Origin of the sequence: Pseudomonas sp. 18-147 (genome assembly GCF_051048045.1) — a bacterium.
GTDB classification, from domain to species: Bacteria; Pseudomonadota; Gammaproteobacteria; order Pseudomonadales; family Pseudomonadaceae; genus Pseudomonas; species Pseudomonas aeruginosa.
In genome coordinates, this window is sequence record NZ_CP182296.1 from 743,889 (window position 1) to 764,271 (window position 20,383).

Below are 20,383 nucleotides of genomic sequence, written 5' to 3' on the forward strand. Positions count from 1 at the left end.
CATAACAGGTAGGAACATTCGGATAGGGCCTCGCAGCAATTTCTGCCCGACGACCCCGGGGGCTAGACTGCCGACCGAAGGGCCGAACCGGTCGCAAAGCCGGACGCCCAGCGCTGTTCATGCCGGCGCTCGGCTCTTATCATTGGCCTCTTTTGGCTAGCTTGCCTCAGCGCGCGGAGTGATGGACAGATGATCAAGGTCGGCATCGTTGGCGGTACGGGTTATACGGGCGTGGAACTGCTGCGCCTGCTGGCGCAGCATCCGCAGGCCCGGGTGGAAGTGATCACTTCGCGTTCCGAGGCGGGGGTGAAGGTCGCCGACATGTACCCGAACCTGCGAGGTCATTATGACGACCTGCAGTTCAGCGTGCCGGACGCGCAGCGCCTCGGCGCCTGCGACGTGGTGTTCTTCGCCACGCCGCACGGCGTGGCGCACGCGCTGGCTGGCGAACTGCTGGACGCCGGGACCCGGGTCATCGATCTGTCCGCTGACTTCCGCCTGGCGGACGCCGAGGAGTGGGCGCGCTGGTACGGCCAGCCGCATGGCGCTCCGGCGCTGCTCGACGAGGCTGTCTACGGCCTGCCGGAAGTGAACCGCGAGAAGATCCGCCAGGCCCGCCTGATCGCCGTGCCGGGTTGCTACCCGACCGCGACCCAACTGGGCCTGATCCCGCTGCTGGAGGCCGGCCTGGCCGACGCCTCGCGGCTGATCGCCGATTGCAAGTCCGGGGTCAGCGGCGCCGGTCGGGGCGCCAAGGTTGGCTCGCTGTTCTGCGAGGCGGGCGAAAGCATGATGGCCTACGCGGTCAAGGGGCATCGGCATCTCCCGGAAATCAGCCAGGGCCTGCGTCGGGCCTCCGGCGGCGACGTCGGGCTGACGTTCGTACCGCACCTGACGCCAATGATCCGCGGTATCCATGCAACCCTCTATGCCCATGTCGCGGATCGCTCGGTCGACCTCCAGGCGCTGTTCGAGAAGCGCTACGCCGACGAACCCTTCGTCGACGTGATGCCGGCCGGCAGCCATCCGGAGACCCGCAGCGTGCGTGGCGCCAATGTCTGCCGAATCGCCGTGCATCGCCCCCAGGGCGGCGACCTGGTGGTGGTGCTGTCGGTGATCGACAACCTGGTCAAGGGCGCCTCGGGTCAGGCGCTCCAGAACATGAACATCCTGTTCGGGCTGGACGAGCGCCTGGGCCTCTCGCATGCGGCCCTGCTCCCCTGATGTCCGGCTGGGAACTCCAGTTCCGTGATCCACGGCGGGCCTGGCTGGTCCGCCTCGGGGTGGGTGCGCTGCTGCTGGCGGTTCCGCTGGCGTTTCTCGGCGGTCGCTGGTCGACTGGGGCGGACGCCGCTCGCAGCGAGGCCGATGCGCAACGCCAGGAAACCCTGATCGGCGAGCAGAAGGCCGAGCTGGAGCGCCTGCGTACCGAAATCGAGGTGTTGCGCAGCGGAGAACGTCTCAGCCAGCAGGCCACCGAACAGAGCCGGCAGACCATCAAGCTGCTTGAGGACCAGGTGTTCAAGCAGCAACAGGACATCGCGTTCTACAAGGGGGTCGTCGCGCCGGCCAGCAAGGCGGATGCGCTGGAAATCCGTGCCTTTGAGGTGCAGGGCACGGACGACCCGCAGCGCTTCCGCTATAAGGTGATGCTCAGCCGCCTGGGCAGGGACGACCGCAAGCTGGATGGGCGGCTGAAAGTCCGCATCAGCGGCAAGCTGGCGCGCAAGGACGCTACCTACGACCTCGAACAGCTCTCGCCGGAACTGGGCAAGACAGGGCTGTCGATTTCCCTCCGGCATTTCCAGTCGATCCCAGAAGGGGGGCGTTTCGCCGAGCTGGAGCTGCCGAAGAACTTCATCCCGAAGCTGATCGACGTACGTGCGGAGCTGAATGGCCAGTCCAAACCGCTACAGCGCCGTTTCGATTGGCCGAAGCAGTGAGTGAGCATTATGTGGAGCAAGAACAAAGGCCGGGCCGACGTCCAGCGTTTCACCGGGCAGACCAGCCTGATCGCCAGCGGCGCCGAACTGGTCGGTGACATGAACCTCAAGGGCGCGGTGCAGATCGACGGCACCGTCCGCGGAGCGTTGCAGGCGCACGAAGGGCTGGTGCGGGTCAGCGCCGGCGGTCGTGTCGACGGCGAAATCCGGGCCCCCCATGTGATCATCGACGGTCAGGTGGATGGCGACATCCATGCCATCGAACGCCTGGAGCTGGGGGCCCAGGCCCGGGTGAAGGGCAATCTTCACTATGGGCTGATCGAAACCGCCATGGGGGCCCAGATCGAGGGCCGCCTGTGCCCGATGACCGAGGCCAGTCCGCGCCCGCTGGAACTGCCTGCCAGCGTGGAAACTGTGGATTAGTTGACCATTTTTCTGGGACAAGAGGATAATGGGCGCAATGTTGTAACGCACGGCCTCAAGCCGGGAGATTCGGAAACATGAGCATCGAGACCTTCACCCCTACGCCCCTGCTCTTTACCCCAGGCGCAGCCAACAAGGTGAAGACGTTGATTGACGAAGAGGGCAATCCTCGCCTGAAACTGCGTGTATTCGTCACCGGCGGCGGTTGCTCGGGCTTCCAGTATGGCTTCACCTTCGACGAAGATATCGCCGATGACGATACCGTGATCGAGCGCGATGGCGTGGGCCTGGTGGTGGACCCGATGAGCTTCCAGTACCTGGCGGGCTCGGAAGTCGACTACCAGGAAGGCCTGGAAGGTTCGAGGTTCGTCATCAAGAACCCGAACGCCGCCACGACTTGCGGTTGCGGACAGTCGTTCTCGATCTGACGTCGATGGGGTCGCTACGAAAACGCCGCGCTTATATGCGCGGCGTTTTCGTTTCAGGCGGGATACAGCGCGCCCAGAGTCCTGGGACCGAGCGCACCGGTCACATCAGGGCAGTTGCCGGGCAGGCGCTCGAGAAACCGATGGGCTAGCCAGGCGAATGCCATGCCCTCCATCCAGGCAGGGGGAATGCCGTATTCGTCGGTACTGGCGACCCGAGCTTCGGGCATCAGCATGGCCAGGCGCTTCATCAGCGCCGTATTGAAGGCGCCGCCGCCGCATACCAGCACCTCTTCGCAGTCCGGCTGGGCGTCCAGCAGCGATTCGCTGATGCTGCGCGCGCTCAGCTCCAGCAGGGTTGCCTGGATATCCGCTGCCGGCAAGGCAGGGTGACGAGCCAGGTGCTCCTGCAGCCAGGGCAGGTTGAAGCGCTCGCGCCCGGTACTCTTGGGGCCACGCGCGGCGAAGAATTCATCCGCCAGCAGGCTTGCCAGCAGTGCGTGGTTCACCTGGCCGCTGGCGGCCCACGCACCGTCCCGGTCGAAATGTTCGCCGCGCTGGTGATGAATCCAGGCGTCCATCAGCACGTTGCCCGGGCCGCAGTCGAAGCCGCGTACCGGCTTTCCGGGACTGAGCAGCGAAACGTTGCTGAAGCCACCGATGTTCAGGACCGCCCTGGAGGCGTCACCATCGCCAAACAGCGCCTGATGGAAGGCCGGTACCAGCGGGGCGCCCTGGCCGCCGGCTGCGACGTCGCGGCGGCGGAAGTCGGCGACGACATCGATGCCGGTCAGCTCCGCCAGCAGGGCGGGGTTGCCGATCTGCACCGTGAAGTGGCGAGCGGGTTCATGCCGGATGGTTTGACCGTGACTGCCGATGGCACGGACTCCGTCGGGGCTCATCTGCTGCTGGAGCAGCAGTTCGCGCACGCCCTGTGCTGCAAGGGCGACCCAGCGTTGCTCGACTTCGGCGGCGCGGGCGATTTCATCGGGACCGGGGACGCACAGGGCGAGGATGTCTTCGCGCAGCCCGGCCGGCATGGGTAGGTAATGGGAAGCGAGCAAGGTGGTGCGATCACCTTGCTCGATCAGGACGATGTCCATGCCGTCCAGGCTGGTTCCGGACATCAACCCCAGGTAGCGCGGCACGATCAGCGCTGCTTGTTCAGGGCCAGGAGGGTTTTCTTCTCCTGATCCATGCGCGCGATCATCGGCTGGGTCTGCGCCATGAAGCGCTTGCGATCTGCGCCACCGAGCGGGTCCGCCATGGGCAGCTTGGCACTCAGCGGATCGACGTGACGGCCATTGATCTGGAACTCGTAGTGCAGGTGCGGGCCGGTGGCCAGGCCCGTCATGCCCACGTAACCGATGATCTGGCCCTGCTTCACGCTGGTACCGGCGCGGATACCCTTGGCGAAGCGGCTCATGTGTCCGTAGATGGTCCGATAGCGCTGGCCGTGCTGGATCACCACGGCGTTGCCGTAGCCCCCCTTGCGTCCGGCTTCGAGGATCTTGCCGTCTCCGGTGGCCTTGATCGGTGTGCCGATGGGGGCAGCGTAGTCGACGCCCTTGTGCGCGCGGATCTTGTTCAGGATCGGGTGGCGGCGGCCCAGGGAGAAGCGCGAGCTGATGCGGGCGAAATCCACCGGCGTACGGATGAATGCCTTGCGCATGCTGGAGCCGTCGGCGCGGTAGTAGCTGGTATTGCCCTGCTTGTTGGTGTAACGCACGGCGGTGTAGGTCTTGCCGCGGTTGACGAAGCGGGCGGCGAGGATATTGCCGGTCGCCACTTGCTTGCCGTTGACCTTGTGTTGTTCGTAGATCACGTCGAACTCGTCGCCTTCACGCAGATCGAGGGCGAAGTCGATGTCGTAGCCGAAGATATTCGACAGCGACGTGACCAGGTTATAGGGCAGGCCGGCGTTACGACCGGCAACGAACAGCGAGCTGGTGATACGGCCATGGGCATAGGCGGTATGCAGGTCTATCTGGGCCTTCTCGCGTTTGAAGGAGTAGCCCTTGTCGGTCTTGTCCAGGCCGATGGTCTCGAGTTCGCTCTGCTTGACTCGCAGCGCCTGCAGCTCTCCTTTGGGGTCGAGCTTGAGCTTGACCTCCTGGCCGACCTTCAGATGGGTGAAGCGCTTGGCATCCTTGCTGCTGGTCAGCATGTCGTGCATGGCCGAGGTGGAAAGGCCTGCCTTGGTGAATACGGTCGACAGCGTATCGCCACTGGCGACGGTGATGGTCTTCCACTCGGGATCGACGGGCTTGGTGTCGGCATCGGCTACAGATGTGCCCGGTTTGTCCGAGTCTTGCTCGGCGGTGTTGTCGTCGGAGGCGCCTTCTACCTGAGCGAAAGGCGTGCCTTCGTCGCTGGAATTGGTGACCGATTGCGGCAGGAGGTCGTCTTTCTCCTGAAGGAGGCGATCGGTGTTGCTTTCAAGCTCCAGATTGAGCGTGGTCCTCTTGGCCTCGACTTCGCTCGAGGGGAACACCAGTAGTGCCAAACTGAGGAGCGCTGCAACACCGCTGGCGGCCAACAAGTGGCTTTTCGGGTAATACGGCGGCGCTTTCTGATCGGATTGCGTCATGGCGTGATTGGTGTTTTTGGATTGTGAATAAATAACTGCCTAAAATATAACCAAAATCTCCTTGAATCAAGCCAAAAGTCGCGTCTGGCCTGGCTCCGTCCCCCTGACGGTCGGCAAAATTTGTTTTTAGTCTGCGATCTTGTATGGTTGGTTCCCTTTCGATTTTGGCAATTGGGCAGAACCTGTAAATGAAGTCGGTTGAAGAGCAGCTGGCGCTGATCCAGCGCGGTGCAGACGAGATCCTGGTAGAGGCGGAACTGGTGGCCAAGCTGAAGCGTGGCCAGCCCTTGCGGATCAAGGCCGGCTTCGACCCGACCGCTCCCGATCTGCATCTTGGCCATACCGTGCTTATTAATAAGCTGCGCCAGTTCCAGGACCTGGGGCATCAGGTGATCTTCCTCATCGGCGACTTCACTGGGATGATTGGTGACCCCAGTGGGAAAAGTGTTACCCGTCCTCCCCTGACGCGCGAGCAGGTTCTGGAGAATGCGGAGACGTACAAGTCCCAGGTCTTCAAGATCCTCGACCCGGCCAAGACCGAAGTAGCCTTCAATTCCACCTGGATGGACCAACTGACCCCGGCTGACTTCATTCGTCTTGCCTCTCAGTACACCGTTGCGCGGATGCTGGAGCGTGATGACTTTAGCAAGCGCTATGCCAGCAATCAGCCCATCGCTATCCATGAGTTCCTCTATCCGCTGGTCCAGGGCTATGACTCCGTCGCGCTGAAGGCGGACGTCGAGTTGGGTGGCACCGACCAGAAGTTCAACCTGCTGATGGGGCGCGAGCTGCAGCGTGCCTATGGCCAGGAGGCCCAGGTGATCCTGACCATGCCGTTGCTGGAAGGGCTGGATGGCGTGAAGAAGATGTCCAAGTCGCTGGGCAACTATATTGGTATCCAGGAAGCGCCGGGTGTCATGTACAGCAAGCTGGTCTCCATTCCTGACACGCTGATGTGGCGTTACTTCGAACTGCTCAGCTTCCGTTCCCTGGATGAGATCGATAGCTTCCGCAAGGACGTCGAGGCGGGCGCCAACCCGCGTGACATCAAGATCAAGCTGGCCGAGGAGATCGTCGCCCGCTTCCATGGCGAGGAGGCGGCGGCGAGCGCACACAAGTCGGCCGGCAATCGCCTGAAGGATGGCGAGCTGCCGGAAGACCTGCCGGAGATCGAGCTGTCGTCCCCCGAGGATATGCCCGTTGCCTCTGTCCTTAATAAGGCGGGGTTGGTGAAGAATGCGGCTGCGGCTCGCGATCTCCTGGGTGCCGGCAGCGTCAAGGTGGATGGGCAGGTCGTCGACCGCACCTTCATGCTGGCGCTGGGTGAGACCCGTGTGTTCCAGGCAGGGAAGAAGGCTTTCGCGCGCATCACGCTGAAAGCTGAATAATTCTTTCAAATAAGTGTTGACGCCAGTTTCTATCTCCCTATAATGCGCACCACTCCCGGCGACGACGAAGAGTAAATGCTTGAAAATCAAGGGTTTACGGATTCTCTTCCAGGGGGTGGTGAAGCGCTCCGGCAGGTTGTTCGCCGCAGCGGTTCGGTCCCGAAAGGGGGTCGAAACGAAGCTTCATCGAGGTGCTTGACAGCGAATTTGAACGCTGTAGAATGCGCCTCCCGCTGATTGGAAGATAGTTTGAAGGTCGGCGCAAGCGGTTGAGTAGAAAAGAAAATTTTCGAAAATAACGCTTGACGGAACGAGAGGTTGCTGTAGAATGCGCGGCCTCGGTTGAGACGAAAGCCTTGGCCAACTGCTCTTTAACAAGTCGAATCAAGCAATTCGTGTGGGTGCTTGTGATGTAAGACTGGTGATCGCAAGATTATCAGCAGCGCAAGTAACACTCGTGAATTCGAGAGTTTTATCTCTTTTTAAGAGAATGCGATTGCTGAGCCAAGTTTAGGGTTTTCTCAAAACCCAAGCAGTATTGAACTGAAGAGTTTGATCATGGCTCAGATTGAACGCTGGCGGCAGGCCTAACACATGCAAGTCGAGCGGATGAAGGGAGCTTGCTCCTGGATTCAGCGGCGGACGGGTGAGTAATGCCTAGGAATCTGCCTGGTAGTGGGGGATAACGTCCGGAAACGGGCGCTAATACCGCATACGTCCTGAGGGAGAAAGTGGGGGATCTTCGGACCTCACGCTATCAGATGAGCCTAGGTCGGATTAGCTAGTTGGTGGGGTAAAGGCCTACCAAGGCGACGATCCGTAACTGGTCTGAGAGGATGATCAGTCACACTGGAACTGAGACACGGTCCAGACTCCTACGGGAGGCAGCAGTGGGGAATATTGGACAATGGGCGAAAGCCTGATCCAGCCATGCCGCGTGTGTGAAGAAGGTCTTCGGATTGTAAAGCACTTTAAGTTGGGAGGAAGGGCAGTAAGTTAATACCTTGCTGTTTTGACGTTACCAACAGAATAAGCACCGGCTAACTTCGTGCCAGCAGCCGCGGTAATACGAAGGGTGCAAGCGTTAATCGGAATTACTGGGCGTAAAGCGCGCGTAGGTGGTTCAGCAAGTTGGATGTGAAATCCCCGGGCTCAACCTGGGAACTGCATCCAAAACTACTGAGCTAGAGTACGGTAGAGGGTGGTGGAATTTCCTGTGTAGCGGTGAAATGCGTAGATATAGGAAGGAACACCAGTGGCGAAGGCGACCACCTGGACTGATACTGACACTGAGGTGCGAAAGCGTGGGGAGCAAACAGGATTAGATACCCTGGTAGTCCACGCCGTAAACGATGTCGACTAGCCGTTGGGATCCTTGAGATCTTAGTGGCGCAGCTAACGCGATAAGTCGACCGCCTGGGGAGTACGGCCGCAAGGTTAAAACTCAAATGAATTGACGGGGGCCCGCACAAGCGGTGGAGCATGTGGTTTAATTCGAAGCAACGCGAAGAACCTTACCTGGCCTTGACATGCTGAGAACTTTCCAGAGATGGATTGGTGCCTTCGGGAACTCAGACACAGGTGCTGCATGGCTGTCGTCAGCTCGTGTCGTGAGATGTTGGGTTAAGTCCCGTAACGAGCGCAACCCTTGTCCTTAGTTACCAGCACCTCGGGTGGGCACTCTAAGGAGACTGCCGGTGACAAACCGGAGGAAGGTGGGGATGACGTCAAGTCATCATGGCCCTTACGGCCAGGGCTACACACGTGCTACAATGGTCGGTACAAAGGGTTGCCAAGCCGCGAGGTGGAGCTAATCCCATAAAACCGATCGTAGTCCGGATCGCAGTCTGCAACTCGACTGCGTGAAGTCGGAATCGCTAGTAATCGTGAATCAGAATGTCACGGTGAATACGTTCCCGGGCCTTGTACACACCGCCCGTCACACCATGGGAGTGGGTTGCTCCAGAAGTAGCTAGTCTAACCGCAAGGGGGACGGTTACCACGGAGTGATTCATGACTGGGGTGAAGTCGTAACAAGGTAGCCGTAGGGGAACCTGCGGCTGGATCACCTCCTTAATCGAAGATCTCAGCTTCTTCATAAGCTCCCACACGAATTGCTTGATTCACTGGTTAGACGATTGGGTCTGTAGCTCAGTTGGTTAGAGCGCACCCCTGATAAGGGTGAGGTCGGCAGTTCGAATCTGCCCAGACCCACCAATTGTTGGTGTGCTGCGTGATCCGATACGGGGCCATAGCTCAGCTGGGAGAGCGCCTGCTTTGCACGCAGGAGGTCAGGAGTTCGATCCTCCTTGGCTCCACCATCTAAAACAATCGTCGAAAGCTCAGAAATGAATGTTCGTGGATGAACATTGATTTCTGGTCTTTGCACCAGAACTGTTCTTTAAAAATTCGGGTATGTGATAGAAGTAAGACTGAATGATCTCTTTCACTGGTGATCATTCAAGTCAAGGTAAAATTTGCGAGTTCAAGCGCGAATTTTCGGCGAATGTCGTCTTCACAGTATAACCAGATTGCTTGGGGTTATATGGTCAAGTGAAGAAGCGCATACGGTGGATGCCTTGGCAGTCAGAGGCGATGAAAGACGTGGTAGCCTGCGAAAAGCTTCGGGGAGTCGGCAAACAGACTTTGATCCGGAGATCTCTGAATGGGGGAACCCACCTAGGATAACCTAGGTATCTTGTACTGAATCCATAGGTGCAAGAGGCGAACCAGGGGAACTGAAACATCTAAGTACCCTGAGGAAAAGAAATCAACCGAGATTCCCTTAGTAGTGGCGAGCGAACGGGGATTAGCCCTTAAGCTTCATTGATTTTAGCGGAACGCTCTGGAAAGTGCGGCCATAGTGGGTGATAGCCCCGTACGCGAAAGGATCTTTGAAGTGAAATCGAGTAGGACGGAGCACGAGAAACTTTGTCTGAACATGGGGGGACCATCCTCCAAGGCTAAATACTACTGACTGACCGATAGTGAACCAGTACCGTGAGGGAAAGGCGAAAAGAACCCCGGAGAGGGGAGTGAAATAGAACCTGAAACCGTATGCGTACAAGCAGTGGGAGCCTACTTGTTAGGTGACTGCGTACCTTTTGTATAATGGGTCAGCGACTTATATTCAGTGGCAAGCTTAACCGTATAGGGTAGGCGTAGCGAAAGCGAGTCTTAATAGGGCGTTTAGTCGCTGGGTATAGACCCGAAACCGGGCGATCTATCCATGAGCAGGTTGAAGGTTAGGTAACACTGACTGGAGGACCGAACCCACTCCCGTTGAAAAGGTAGGGGATGACTTGTGGATCGGAGTGAAAGGCTAATCAAGCTCGGAGATAGCTGGTTCTCCTCGAAAGCTATTTAGGTAGCGCCTCATGTATCACTCTGGGGGGTAGAGCACTGTTTCGGCTAGGGGGTCATCCCGACTTACCAAACCGATGCAAACTCCGAATACCCAGAAGTGCCGAGCATGGGAGACACACGGCGGGTGCTAACGTCCGTCGTGAAAAGGGAAACAACCCAGACCGCCAGCTAAGGTCCCAAAGTTGTGGTTAAGTGGTAAACGATGTGGGAAGGCTTAGACAGCTAGGAGGTTGGCTTAGAAGCAGCCATCCTTTAAAGAAAGCGTAATAGCTCACTAGTCGAGTCGGCCTGCGCGGAAGATGTAACGGGGCTCAAACCACACACCGAAGCTGCGGGTGTCACGTAAGTGACGCGGTAGAGGAGCGTTCTGTAAGCCTGTGAAGGTGAGTTGAGAAGCTTGCTGGAGGTATCAGAAGTGCGAATGCTGACATGAGTAACGACAATGGGTGTGAAAAACACCCACGCCGAAAGACCAAGGGTTCCTGCGCAACGTTAATCGACGCAGGGTTAGTCGGTTCCTAAGGCGAGGCTGAAAAGCGTAGTCGATGGGAAACAGGTTAATATTCCTGTACTTCTGGTTACTGCGATGGAGGGACGGAGAAGGCTAGGCCAGCTTGGCGTTGGTTGTCCAAGTTTAAGGTGGTAGGCTGAAATCTTAGGTAAATCCGGGGTTTCAAGGCCGAGAGCTGATGACGAGTCGTCTTTTAGATGACGAAGTGGTTGATGCCATGCTTCCAAGAAAAGCTTCTAAGCTTCAGGTAACCAGGAACCGTACCCCAAACCGACACAGGTGGTCGGGTAGAGAATACCAAGGCGCTTGAGAGAACTCGGGTGAAGGAACTAGGCAAAATGGCACCGTAACTTCGGGAGAAGGTGCGCCGGCTAGGGTGAAGGATTTACTCCGTAAGCTCTGGCTGGTCGAAGATACCAGGCCGCTGCGACTGTTTATTAAAAACACAGCACTCTGCAAACACGAAAGTGGACGTATAGGGTGTGACGCCTGCCCGGTGCCGGAAGGTTAATTGATGGGGTTAGCGCAAGCGAAGCTCTTGATCGAAGCCCCGGTAAACGGCGGCCGTAACTATAACGGTCCTAAGGTAGCGAAATTCCTTGTCGGGTAAGTTCCGACCTGCACGAATGGCGTAACGATGGCGGCGCTGTCTCCACCCGAGACTCAGTGAAATTGAAATCGCTGTGAAGATGCAGTGTATCCGCGGCTAGACGGAAAGACCCCGTGAACCTTTACTGTAGCTTTGCACTGGACTTTGAGCCTGCTTGTGTAGGATAGGTGGGAGGCTTTGAAGCGTGGACGCCAGTTCGCGTGGAGCCATCCTTGAAATACCACCCTGGCATGCTTGAGGTTCTAACTCTGGTCCGTGATCCGGATCGAGGACAGTGTATGGTGGGCAGTTTGACTGGGGCGGTCTCCTCCTAAAGAGTAACGGAGGAGTACGAAGGTGCGCTCAGACCGGTCGGAAATCGGTCGCAGAGTATAAAGGCAAAAGCGCGCTTGACTGCGAGACAGACACGTCGAGCAGGTACGAAAGTAGGTCTTAGTGATCCGGTGGTTCTGTATGGAAGGGCCATCGCTCAACGGATAAAAGGTACTCCGGGGATAACAGGCTGATACCGCCCAAGAGTTCATATCGACGGCGGTGTTTGGCACCTCGATGTCGGCTCATCACATCCTGGGGCTGAAGCCGGTCCCAAGGGTATGGCTGTTCGCCATTTAAAGTGGTACGCGAGCTGGGTTTAGAACGTCGTGAGACAGTTCGGTCCCTATCTGCCGTGGACGTTTGAGATTTGAGAGGGGCTGCTCCTAGTACGAGAGGACCGGAGTGGACGAACCTCTGGTGTTCCGGTTGTCACGCCAGTGGCATTGCCGGGTAGCTATGTTCGGAAAAGATAACCGCTGAAAGCATCTAAGCGGGAAACTTGCCTCAAGATGAGATCTCACTGGGAACTTGATTCCCCTGAAGGGCCGTCGAAGACTACGACGTTGATAGGCTGGGTGTGTAAGCGTTGTGAGGCGTTGAGCTAACCAGTACTAATTGCCCGTGAGGCTTGACCATATAACACCCAAACAATCTGACGATTGTGTGTTGTAAGGTGAAGTCGACGAACCGAAAGTTCGCATGAACCGCAAACACCTTGAAATCACATACCTGAATCCGGATAGACGTAAGCCCAAGCGAACGGATATCCAACCGAATTGCTTGACGATCATAGAGCGTTGGAACCACCTGATCCCTTCCCGAACTCAGAAGTGAAACGACGCATCGCCGATGGTAGTGTGGGGTCTCCCCATGTGAGAGTAGGTCATCGTCAAGCTCCTATCCCAAAACCCCTGGTCAGCGATGACCAGGGGTTTTGCTTTTGCGCGCGGAAAAGTCTGCGAAAATCCGGGGAAAAGGCAGCTATACGGCAGGGCTTTTCGTAGGCAAAGCGCAAGTGCCTCTATATGATGCGTGCCTGGCTAGTGTGGGGCGTCTATGCAGACCTTGCTGAAACTACTTCAAGACGGGCGATTCCACTCCGGTGAGGAGTTGGGGGCAGTACTGGGCATCAGTCGCAGTGCAGTCTGGAAACGCTTGCAGCACCTGGAGGCTGAACATGGCCTGCAGTTCCACAAGGTGCGTGGCCGGGGGTACCGTCTGGCGAGTCCCCTCAGTCTCCTGGATCCGCGGAAGATCGACAGCCTCTGGCCTGTCGAGATCATGCCCACCGTCGATTCGACCAATAGCGAGGCCATGCGTAGGCTCGCGGCTGGAGCCTCGACACCTTTCGTTATCGTCGCCGAGCAGCAGACTGCCGGGCGTGGACGTCGCGGCCGAGCCTGGGTCAGTCCCTATGGAGAGAACCTCTATTATTCTCTGGCCATTACTGTCAGGGGGGGCGCTCGGGAGCTCGAAGGGTTGAGCCTGGTTGTCGGTCTCGCGGTGCTCCGGGCCCTGGAGTCTTTGGGCGTCCGGGACGCCGGGTTGAAGTGGCCGAACGACCTTCTGCAGGGAGGCAAGAAGATCGCCGGAATTCTCCTGGAGCTGAGTGGCGACCCCGCGGATCTGTGTCATGTCGTTATCGGCATAGGGATCAACGTCAACATGAAGACCGCCACTGATATCGGCCAGCCTTGGACCTCCCTGCGCGAAGCGCTGGGGGAGCTGGTGGATCGTTCGCGGCTGCTTTCTGCTCTCAATCGGCAGTTGGCCGATTATCTCGATAGGCATTCGCGCGAAGGCTTTGCTGCAAGTCGCGAGGAGTGGGAGTCCTGCAATCTCTGGCAGGGTGCCCAGGTCATTCTCTCGACTGCTCTGAGTTCCATCGAGGGTCGTGTGCTGGGTGTCGATAGCCGAGGAGCGCTGCGCCTCGAGGTGGATGGCGTGGAGCAGGGGTTCAGTGGAGGGGAGCTTAGTTTGAGGTTGCGTCAATGATTCTTGAGCTCGACTGTGGAAACTCGCTGATCAAGTGGCGGGTCATCGAGGGGGCGGCGCGGTCGGTCGCCGGTGGCCTTGCGGAGTCCGATGATGCCCTGGTCGAACAGTTAACGTCGCAGCAAGCGCTGCCAGTGCGAGCCTGTCGCCTGGTGAGCGTTCGCAGCGAGCAGGAAACCTCGCAACTGGTCGCACGGTTGGAGCAGCTGTTCCCGGTTTCGGCGCTGGTTGCATCATCCGGCAAGCAGTTGGCGGGTGTGCGCAACGGCTATCTCGATTACCAGCGCCTGGGGCTCGACCGCTGGCTGGCCCTCGTCGCGGCTCATCATCTGGCTAAGAAGGCCTGCCTGGTCATCGATCTGGGGACCGCGGTCACCTCTGACCTGGTCGCGGCGGATGGAGTGCATCTGGGGGGCTACATATGCCCGGGCATGACCCTGATGAGAAGCCAGTTGCGCACCCATACCCGACGTATCCGCTACGACGATGCAGAGGCCCGTCGGGCGCTTGCCAGTCTCCAGCCAGGGCAGGCCACGGCCGAGGCGGTTGAGCGGGGTTGTCTGCTCATGCTCAGGGGGTTCGTTCGTGAGCAGTACGCCATGGCGTGCGAGCTGCTCGGTCCGGATTGTGAAATATTCCTGACGGGTGGGGATGCCGAACTGGTTCGCGACGAACTGGCTGGCGCCCGGATCATGCCGGACCTGGTTTTCGTAGGGCTGGCACTGGCTTGCCCGATTGAGTGAGAGGATCTATGCGCTGGTTCTTCCTGTTTCTCCTGGCCCTGAACGTCTTCTACTACGTCTGGCACCAGCAGCAATCCCCGCTACGGGCCAAGGAAATCGCACCGCTGGAACTCTATAAGGATGGGCAGAAGAACATTCTGCTGTTGGCCGAGAGCAACCTTGCTTCCAGGGCGCGCTCGGAATCGCAGGTGCCGGCGCCGAGTGTGCCTCCGGCTGCCGAAGAGTCGATCGCATCCGAGTCGGCCTGTCTCTATCTTGGCGGAGGCGGTGAGGTGGCGGATGCCCGAAGGTTGCAGCAGCGCCTGCTGGGCCTGGATATCGAGGCGGAGGTCGAGGCCCGTGGGGAGATGAGCGTCGATTACTGGGTCTATCTTCCTCCGCTAGCCTCGCGGGAGGCTGCGCTTCGTCAGTTGAAGGAGCTTCAGGCGCGCAATATCGACAGCTACCTGATTGGCGAGGGAGTGCTGGCCAATGGCATTTCTTTGGGGATGTTTTCCGCGCGGGATTCGGCTGAAAGTGCGCAGGTGCGTCTCAAGACGGCAGGTTACGAGGCGGAGCTGAAGGAATTGCCCCGCGGGCAGCGTGATTTCTGGGTAAGGGTGGCCCCCGGCAGCCGGCGCCTGGTGGATGAGCAACTGCTCCAGGAGCTGGCTCGGGACTTCAAGGGATTGCAGCATCAAATAATGTCGTGCAAAGGTGTTGCATCCCCCTGATGGTTTGCATAGAATGGCGCCCGCTTCGCAGGGGGAAGGCTGAAAGACTCCTACCATGAAGTTGCTGTTGAAACCTAAGTTCAGGTTTTTTAAGAGAAAACTCTTGACAGCAAGGTGGCAGACGTAGAGAATGCCGCCCACCAGTTTGGAGGGATTCCCGAGTGGCCAAAGGGATCAGACTGTAAATCTGACGTCATAGACTTCGAAGGTTCGAATCCTTCTCCCTCCACCAGTTTAAAAGCGTGAGCTTCGGGCTCCGCGGGTATAGTTCAGTGGTAGAACCTCAGCCTTCCAAGCTGATGATGCGGGTTCGATTCCCGCTACCCGCTCCAGTCAAGTTGCTTGTGTTTCGCTCATGTAGCTCAGTTGGTAGAGCACACCCTTGGTAAGGGTGAGGTCAGCGGTTCAAATCCGCTCATGAGCTCCATTTATCCAGGGGCAGATATGAAAATATCTGCCCTTGTTCTAATGGTAGCGTGATCCGCTCAATTCCTTGAAGGGGATGGTCTCCATGGCTAAAGAAAAATTTGAACGGAACAAGCCGCACGTCAACGTCGGCACCATCGGTCACGTTGACCATGGCAAGACCACTCTGACCGCTGCACTGACCAAGGTCTGCTCCGACACCTGGGGTGGTTCCGCTCGTGCTTTCGATCAGATCGACAACGCGCCGGAAGAAAAGGCCCGCGGTATCACCATCAACACCTCGCACGTTGAATACGATTCCGCTGTTCGTCACTACGCCCACGTTGACTGCCCCGGTCACGCCGACTACGTGAAGAACATGATCACCGGTGCTGCCCAGATGGACGGCGCGATCCTGGTTTGCTCGGCTGCCGACGGCCCCATGCCGCAGACCCGCGAGCACATCCTGCTGTCCCGCCAGGTAGGCGTTCCCTACATCGTCGTGTTCCTGAACAAGGCCGACATGGTCGACGACGCCGAGCTGCTGGAACTGGTCGAGATGGAAGTTCGCGATCTGCTGAACACCTACGACTTCCCGGGCGACGACACTCCGATCATCATCGGTTCCGCGCTGATGGCGCTGGAAGGCAAGGATGACAATGGCATCGGCGTAAGCGCCGTGCAGAAGCTGGTAGAGACCCTGGACTCCTACATTCCGGAGCCGGTTCGTGCCATCGACCAGCCGTTCCTGATGCCGATCGAAGACGTGTTCTCGATCTCCGGCCGCGGTACCGTGGTAACCGGTCGTGTAGAGCGCGGCATCATCAAGGTCCAGGAAGAAGTGGAAATCGTCGGCATCAAGGCGACCACCAAGACCACCTGCACCGGCGTTGAAATGTTCCGCAAGCTGCTCGACGAAGGTCGTGCTGGTGAGAACGTTGGTATCCTGCTGCGCGGCACCAAGCGTGAAGACGTAGAGCGTGGCCAGGTTCTGGCCAAGCCGGGCACCATCAAGCCGCACACCAAGTTCGAGTGCGAAGTGTACGTGCTGTCCAAGGAAGAAGGTGGTCGTCACACCCCGTTCTTCAAGGGCTACCGTCCGCAGTTCTACTTCCGTACCACTGACGTGACCGGTAACTGCGAGCTGCCGGAAGGCGTAGAGATGGTAATGCCGGGCGACAACATCAAGATGGTTGTCACCCTGATCGCTCCGATCGCCATGGAAGATGGCCTGCGCTTCGCCATCCGCGAAGGCGGCCGTACCGTTGGTGCTGGCGTGGTTGCCAAGATCATCGAATAATATCGGTTGATCTTCCCCTCTCAGGCCGGCATAATGGTCGGCCTGATTTTGCTTCAGGCCAGTAGCTCAATTGGCAGAGCGGCGGTCTCCAAAACCGCAGGTTGGGGGTTCGATTCCCTCCTGGCCTGCCAGATTTCCCAAGTAAATCTGGCTTTTCTTCACGAGATTCCTAGCAGATGAATGCCAAGGCAGAAGCCAAAGAATCACGTTTTGATCTCTTGAAATGGCTCTTGGTTGCCGTTCTGGTTGTGGTTGCCGTTGTGGGCAATCAGTACTTTTCGGCTCAACCAATCCTGTATCGCGTTCTCGGTATTCTCGTTCTGGCGGTGATCGCTGCCTTCCTGGCTCTGCAAACGGCCAAGGGGCAGGCCTTCTTTAGTCTTGCTAAGGAAGCGCGCGTCGAGATTCGCAAGGTCGTATGGCCGAGTCGTCAAGAAACAACTCAGACCACGCTGATCGTGGTCGCGGTAGTGCTGGTAATGGCGCTGCTGCTGTGGGGGCTCGATTCCCTGCTGGGTTGGTTGGTTTCCATGATTGTAGGTTAAGGGTGCGCCGTGGCTAAGCGTTGGTACGTTGTGCATGCATACTCGGGCTACGAGAAGCATGTCATGCGCTCGCTGATCGAGCGTGTCAAGCTTGCTGGCATGGAAGAAGAGTTCGGCGAGATTCTGGTTCCCACCGAAGAAGTGGTGGAGATGCGGAACGGCCAGAAGCGCAAGAGCGAGCGCAAATTCTTCCCTGGCTATGTGCTGGTTCAGATGGAAATGAACGAAGGTACCTGGCACCTGGTGAAGGATACCCCGCGTGTCATGGGCTTCATCGGCGGGACTGCCGACAAGCCGGCTCCGATCACCGATCGTGAGGCTGATGCAATCCTGCGTCGCGTGGCCGATAGCGGCGACAAGCCCAAGCCGAAGACCCTGTTCGAGCCGGGCGAGACCGTTCGTGTCATCGATGGTCCTTTCGCCGACTTCAATGGTGTCGTCGAAGAAGTTAACTACGAGAAGAGCCGGATCCAAGTGGCCGTGCTCATCTTTGGCCGCTCTACCCCGGTGGAGCTGGAGTTCAGTCAGGTCGAAAAGGTCTAGCTGAAAACGCATCCCTCACCCCGCAGCCCAAGGCTGCGGGGTTTTGTCGTCACTGGGATAAACGCGAAAGCAACCGGGGAGCCTTCAGGCGCTTGTACCCGAATTTGGAGTAGCAAATGGCTAAGAAAATCCAGGCTTATATCAAGCTGCAAGTAAAGGCCGGTCAGGCCAACCCGTCGCCGCCGGTCGGCCCTGCCCTGGGTCAGCACGGCGTGAACATCATGGAATTCTGCAAGGCGTTCAACGCCAAGACCCAAGGCCAAGAGCCGGGCCTGCCGACTCCTGTGATCATCACCGTTTACAGCGACCGTAGCTTCACCTTCGAAACCAAGAGCACCCCGGCTGCCGTCCTGCTGAAAAAAGCAGCTGGCATCACCAGCGGCTCCGCTCGTCCGAACTCCCAGAAAGTCGGCACCGTTACCCGTGCCCAGCTGGAAGAGATCGCCAAGACCAAGCAGGCTGACCTGACCGCTGCTGATCTGGACGCTGCTGTACGTACCATCGCTGGCTCCGCGCGCAGCATGGGCCTGAACGTGGAGGGTGTGTAATGGCTAAGCTGACCAAGCGCCAGAAGGCGATTGCCGAGAAAGTAGTTGCCGGCAAGCAGTACAGCTTCGAAGAGGCCGCCAAGCTGCTGGCCGAGCTGTCCACCATCAAGTTCAAGGAGTCCGTGGACGTTGCCGTGAACCTCGGCGTCGATCCGCGTAAATCCGACCAGGTCGTTCGTGGCGCCACCGTCCTGCCGAACGGCACCGGCAAGAGCGTCCGCGTTGCCGTCTTCACCCAGGGTCCGGCTGCCGAAGCCGCTCTGGCTGCCGGCGCCGACAAGGTGGGCATGGACGAACTGGCTGCCGAAATGAAAGGCGGCGACCTGAACTACGACGTCGTCATCGCTTCCCCGGATGCTATGCGTGTCGTCGGCCAGCTGGGCCAGATCCTCGGCCCGCGTGGTCTGATGCCGAACCCGAAAGTCGGCACCGTGACTCCGGACGTCGCTACCGCCGTGAAGAATGCCAAGGCTGGTCAGGTACGTTTCCGTACCGACAAGAACGGCATCATCCACAGCTCCGTCGGTAAGGTCGATTTCGAGCCGGCCAAGCTGCAGCAGAACGTTGAAGCGCTGCTGGCCGACCTGAAGCGCCTGAAGCCGTCCTCGTCGAAAGGCGTGTACGTCAAGCGCGTGACCCTGAGCACCACCATGGGTCCGGGCCTGCAGATCGACCTGGCTTCCCTGGAAGCCTAAGTGAAATCGTGCAGCGGGTTCTGCCCGCTGCACAGGTATTGGGGTCCCTGCCTGGCGGGGGCTATCCAAGACCGTAGGTGGCGCAAGCCTTAAACCACAAGCCTACGCAGATGGTGCTCCCGATTCGGTTACCGAATCAGACACCAAAACGACGTCCGGCCCCGGCTGGACGAAACGGTAACATCCAGGAGTAAACCCGTGGCAATTAAACTCGAAGACAAGAAGGCCATCGTCGCTGAAGTCAACGAGGCTGCCAAAGCTGCCCTGTCCGCTGTCGTGGCCGATGCCCGTGGCGTGACCGTAGGCGCCATGACCGGACTCCGTAAAGAGGCCCGCGAAGCTGGTGTGTACGTGAAAGTCGTACGTAACACCCTGCTCAAGCGCGCCGTTGAAGGCACCCAGTTCGACGTGCTCAACGACGTGTTCAAAGGCCCGACCCTGATCGCTTTCTCCAACGAACATCCGGGCGCTGCCGCTCGTATCTTCCGTGAGTTCGCCAAGGGTCAGGACAAGTTCGAGATCAAGGCGGCTGCCTTCGAGGGTCAGTTCCTCGCAGCCAATCAGATCGACGTACTGGCAAGCCTGCCGACCTACGACGAAGCCGTATCGCAGCTGATGAGCGTGATTCAGGGCGCTACCAGCAAGCTGGCTCGTACTCTGGCGGCCATTCGCGACCAGAAAGAAGCTGCTGCCGCCTAAGTCGGCTCGCAAGCGCTTTCAATCTTATTTGTTTAATACGATGGCCGCAGGCCGTCCCCCAATACAGGAATTAGAGTCATGGCTCTGACCAACGAAGACATCATCAACGCCGTATCCGAAATGTCCGTCATGCAAGTGGTCGAACTGATCAAGGCGATGGAAGAGAAGTTCGGCGTTACCGCTGCTGCCGCTACCGTTGCCGCTGCTGGCCCGGCTGCTGCCGCTGCCGAAGAGCAGACCGAGTTCACCATCGTCCTGGCCGAAGCTGGCGACAAGAAAGTGAACGTGATCAAGGTCGTTCGCGAACTGACCGGTCTGGGTCTGAAAGAAGCCAAGGCTGTCGTAGACGGCGCTCCGGGCGTGGTGAAGGAAGGCGCTTCGAAAGAAGAAGCCGAAGCCGCCAAGAAAGCCCTGGAAGAAGCAGGCGCCAAAGTCGAGCTCAAGTAAGCGACGACCTTGCGTCTACAGCCCGAGCGTCAAGCGAAAGGCTGATGGCTGGTGGCTTTTGCCACCGGCCTTTTTCCGTTCTGGGTGGACTCGCCTCGGGCGTTCCACCCAAGACGTGAAAGTGCCCCGAGTGGGCAATGCAGGCCAAGGGGTCTGCAAGATTTTCCGGCTGCTCCCGT

17 protein-coding genes, 6 tRNA genes and 3 rRNA genes are annotated in these 20,383 nt (G+C 58.6%); 24 read left to right on the forward strand and 2 right to left on the reverse strand.

Features of this window, described 5'->3' with window-relative positions; all coding sequences use genetic code 11:
• Positions 1–189: 189 nt before the first annotated feature.
• From argC to erpA, 4 genes are all read left to right on the forward strand, one after another.
• A complete protein-coding gene (gene argC / locus ACM0M4_RS03495) occupies positions 190–1,224 on the forward strand; it encodes an N-acetyl-gamma-glutamyl-phosphate reductase (RefSeq protein ID WP_003113169.1) in 1,035 nt (344 codons plus the stop codon).
• Positions 1,224–1,943, forward strand: coding sequence for a DUF6776 family protein (locus tag ACM0M4_RS03500; RefSeq protein WP_003085249.1), 720 nt, complete (start codon positions 1,224–1,226; stop codon positions 1,941–1,943). Before argC ends, ACM0M4_RS03500 begins: the two co-directional genes overlap by 1 nt.
• Positions 1,944–2,366: a bactofilin family protein gene (locus ACM0M4_RS03505; protein WP_003120826.1), complete on the forward strand. Its 423-nt coding sequence runs from the start codon at positions 1,944–1,946 to the stop codon at positions 2,364–2,366.
• A 77-nt stretch (positions 2,367–2,443) separates the two neighbouring features.
• Complete coding sequence (gene erpA / locus ACM0M4_RS03510) at positions 2,444–2,794, forward strand: iron-sulfur cluster insertion protein ErpA (RefSeq protein WP_003085254.1); 351 nt, start codon at positions 2,444–2,446, stop codon at positions 2,792–2,794.
• Positions 2,795–2,847: 53 nt separating this feature from the next.
• On the opposite strand, the gene ACM0M4_RS03515 is transcribed toward erpA, so the two are convergent.
• Complete coding sequence (locus ACM0M4_RS03515) at positions 2,848–3,939, reverse strand: anhydro-N-acetylmuramic acid kinase (RefSeq protein ID WP_016852420.1); 1,092 nt, start codon at positions 3,937–3,939, stop codon at positions 2,848–2,850.
• A gap of 2 nt (positions 3,940–3,941) precedes the next feature.
• Complete coding sequence (locus ACM0M4_RS03520) at positions 3,942–5,381, reverse strand: peptidoglycan DD-metalloendopeptidase family protein (protein WP_003117985.1); 1,440 nt, start codon at positions 5,379–5,381, stop codon at positions 3,942–3,944.
• Between the two features lie 188 nt (positions 5,382–5,569).
• Here ACM0M4_RS03520 and tyrS point away from each other — a divergent pair, with 188 nt between their 5' ends.
• The 20 genes from tyrS (at position 5,570) to rplL (ending at position 20,204) form a co-directional block, all read left to right on the forward strand.
• Entirely contained in the window at positions 5,570–6,769 is a 1,200-nt protein-coding gene (gene tyrS / locus ACM0M4_RS03525; protein ID WP_003101660.1) for a tyrosine--tRNA ligase, read from the forward strand.
• Between the two features lie 540 nt (positions 6,770–7,309).
• Positions 7,310–8,845 (forward strand): 16S ribosomal RNA (locus ACM0M4_RS03530).
• Positions 8,846–8,909: 64 nt separating this feature from the next.
• Positions 8,910–8,986: transfer RNA gene (locus ACM0M4_RS03535), tRNA-Ile, on the forward strand.
• Between the two features lie 28 nt (positions 8,987–9,014).
• Positions 9,015–9,090 (forward strand) — tRNA-Ala (locus ACM0M4_RS03540).
• A gap of 226 nt (positions 9,091–9,316) precedes the next feature.
• Positions 9,317–12,207, forward strand: a 23S ribosomal RNA gene (locus ACM0M4_RS03545).
• Positions 12,208–12,350: 143 nt separating this feature from the next.
• Positions 12,351–12,466, forward strand: a 5S ribosomal RNA gene (gene rrf, locus ACM0M4_RS03550).
• Together the 16S, 23S and 5S rRNA genes with 2 tRNA genes alongside form the textbook arrangement of a ribosomal RNA operon.
• A gap of 161 nt (positions 12,467–12,627) precedes the next feature.
• Positions 12,628–13,566, forward strand: a complete 939-nt coding sequence (gene birA / locus ACM0M4_RS03555; RefSeq protein WP_003117986.1) for a bifunctional biotin--[acetyl-CoA-carboxylase] ligase/biotin operon repressor BirA — start codon at positions 12,628–12,630, stop codon at positions 13,564–13,566.
• Positions 13,563–14,309, forward strand: coding sequence for a pantothenate kinase (locus tag ACM0M4_RS03560; RefSeq protein WP_003093768.1), 747 nt, complete (start codon positions 13,563–13,565; stop codon positions 14,307–14,309). Before birA ends, ACM0M4_RS03560 begins: the two co-directional genes overlap by 4 nt.
• 8 nt (positions 14,310–14,317) lie before the next feature.
• Positions 14,318–15,022, forward strand: coding sequence for an SPOR domain-containing protein (locus tag ACM0M4_RS03565; protein ID WP_221345483.1), 705 nt, complete (start codon positions 14,318–14,320; stop codon positions 15,020–15,022).
• 147 nt (positions 15,023–15,169) lie between these two features.
• A tRNA-Tyr gene (locus ACM0M4_RS03570) sits at positions 15,170–15,254 on the forward strand.
• Between the two features lie 26 nt (positions 15,255–15,280).
• Positions 15,281–15,354, forward strand: a tRNA-Gly gene (locus ACM0M4_RS03575).
• Positions 15,355–15,373: 19 nt separating this feature from the next.
• Positions 15,374–15,449, forward strand: a tRNA-Thr gene (locus ACM0M4_RS03580).
• Positions 15,450–15,533: 84 nt separating this feature from the next.
• Positions 15,534–16,727 (forward strand): elongation factor Tu, encoded by a 1,194-nt coding sequence (tuf, locus tag ACM0M4_RS03585; RefSeq protein ID WP_003115146.1) that lies wholly within the window; start codon positions 15,534–15,536, stop codon positions 16,725–16,727.
• Positions 16,728–16,782: 55 nt separating this feature from the next.
• Positions 16,783–16,858: transfer RNA gene (locus ACM0M4_RS03590), tRNA-Trp, on the forward strand.
• Positions 16,859–16,903: 45 nt separating this feature from the next.
• Positions 16,904–17,272, forward strand: a complete 369-nt coding sequence (gene secE / locus ACM0M4_RS03595) for a preprotein translocase subunit SecE (protein WP_003108030.1) — start codon at positions 16,904–16,906, stop codon at positions 17,270–17,272.
• A 9-nt stretch (positions 17,273–17,281) separates the two neighbouring features.
• Entirely contained in the window at positions 17,282–17,815 is a 534-nt protein-coding gene (gene nusG / locus ACM0M4_RS03600; protein WP_003108028.1) for a transcription termination/antitermination protein NusG, read from the forward strand.
• A gap of 116 nt (positions 17,816–17,931) precedes the next feature.
• Positions 17,932–18,363 carry a 50S ribosomal protein L11 gene (rplK, locus tag ACM0M4_RS03605; RefSeq protein ID WP_003093751.1) on the forward strand — a complete coding sequence of 144 codons (432 nt, stop codon included), beginning with the start codon at positions 17,932–17,934 and terminating at the stop codon, positions 18,361–18,363.
• The gene (gene rplA / locus ACM0M4_RS03610) at positions 18,363–19,058 is read left to right on the forward strand and encodes a 50S ribosomal protein L1 (RefSeq protein ID WP_003093749.1); all 696 of its coding nucleotides are present in this window, start codon (positions 18,363–18,365) and stop codon (positions 19,056–19,058) included. Before rplK ends, rplA begins: the two co-directional genes overlap by 1 nt.
• Before the next feature lie 198 nt (positions 19,059–19,256).
• Positions 19,257–19,757, forward strand: coding sequence for a 50S ribosomal protein L10 (gene rplJ / locus ACM0M4_RS03615; RefSeq protein WP_003093748.1), 501 nt, complete (start codon positions 19,257–19,259; stop codon positions 19,755–19,757).
• A 78-nt stretch (positions 19,758–19,835) separates the two neighbouring features.
• Entirely contained in the window at positions 19,836–20,204 is a 369-nt protein-coding gene (gene rplL / locus ACM0M4_RS03620; RefSeq protein ID WP_003093747.1) for a 50S ribosomal protein L7/L12, read from the forward strand.
• The last annotated feature ends 179 nt before the right edge of the window (positions 20,205–20,383 follow it).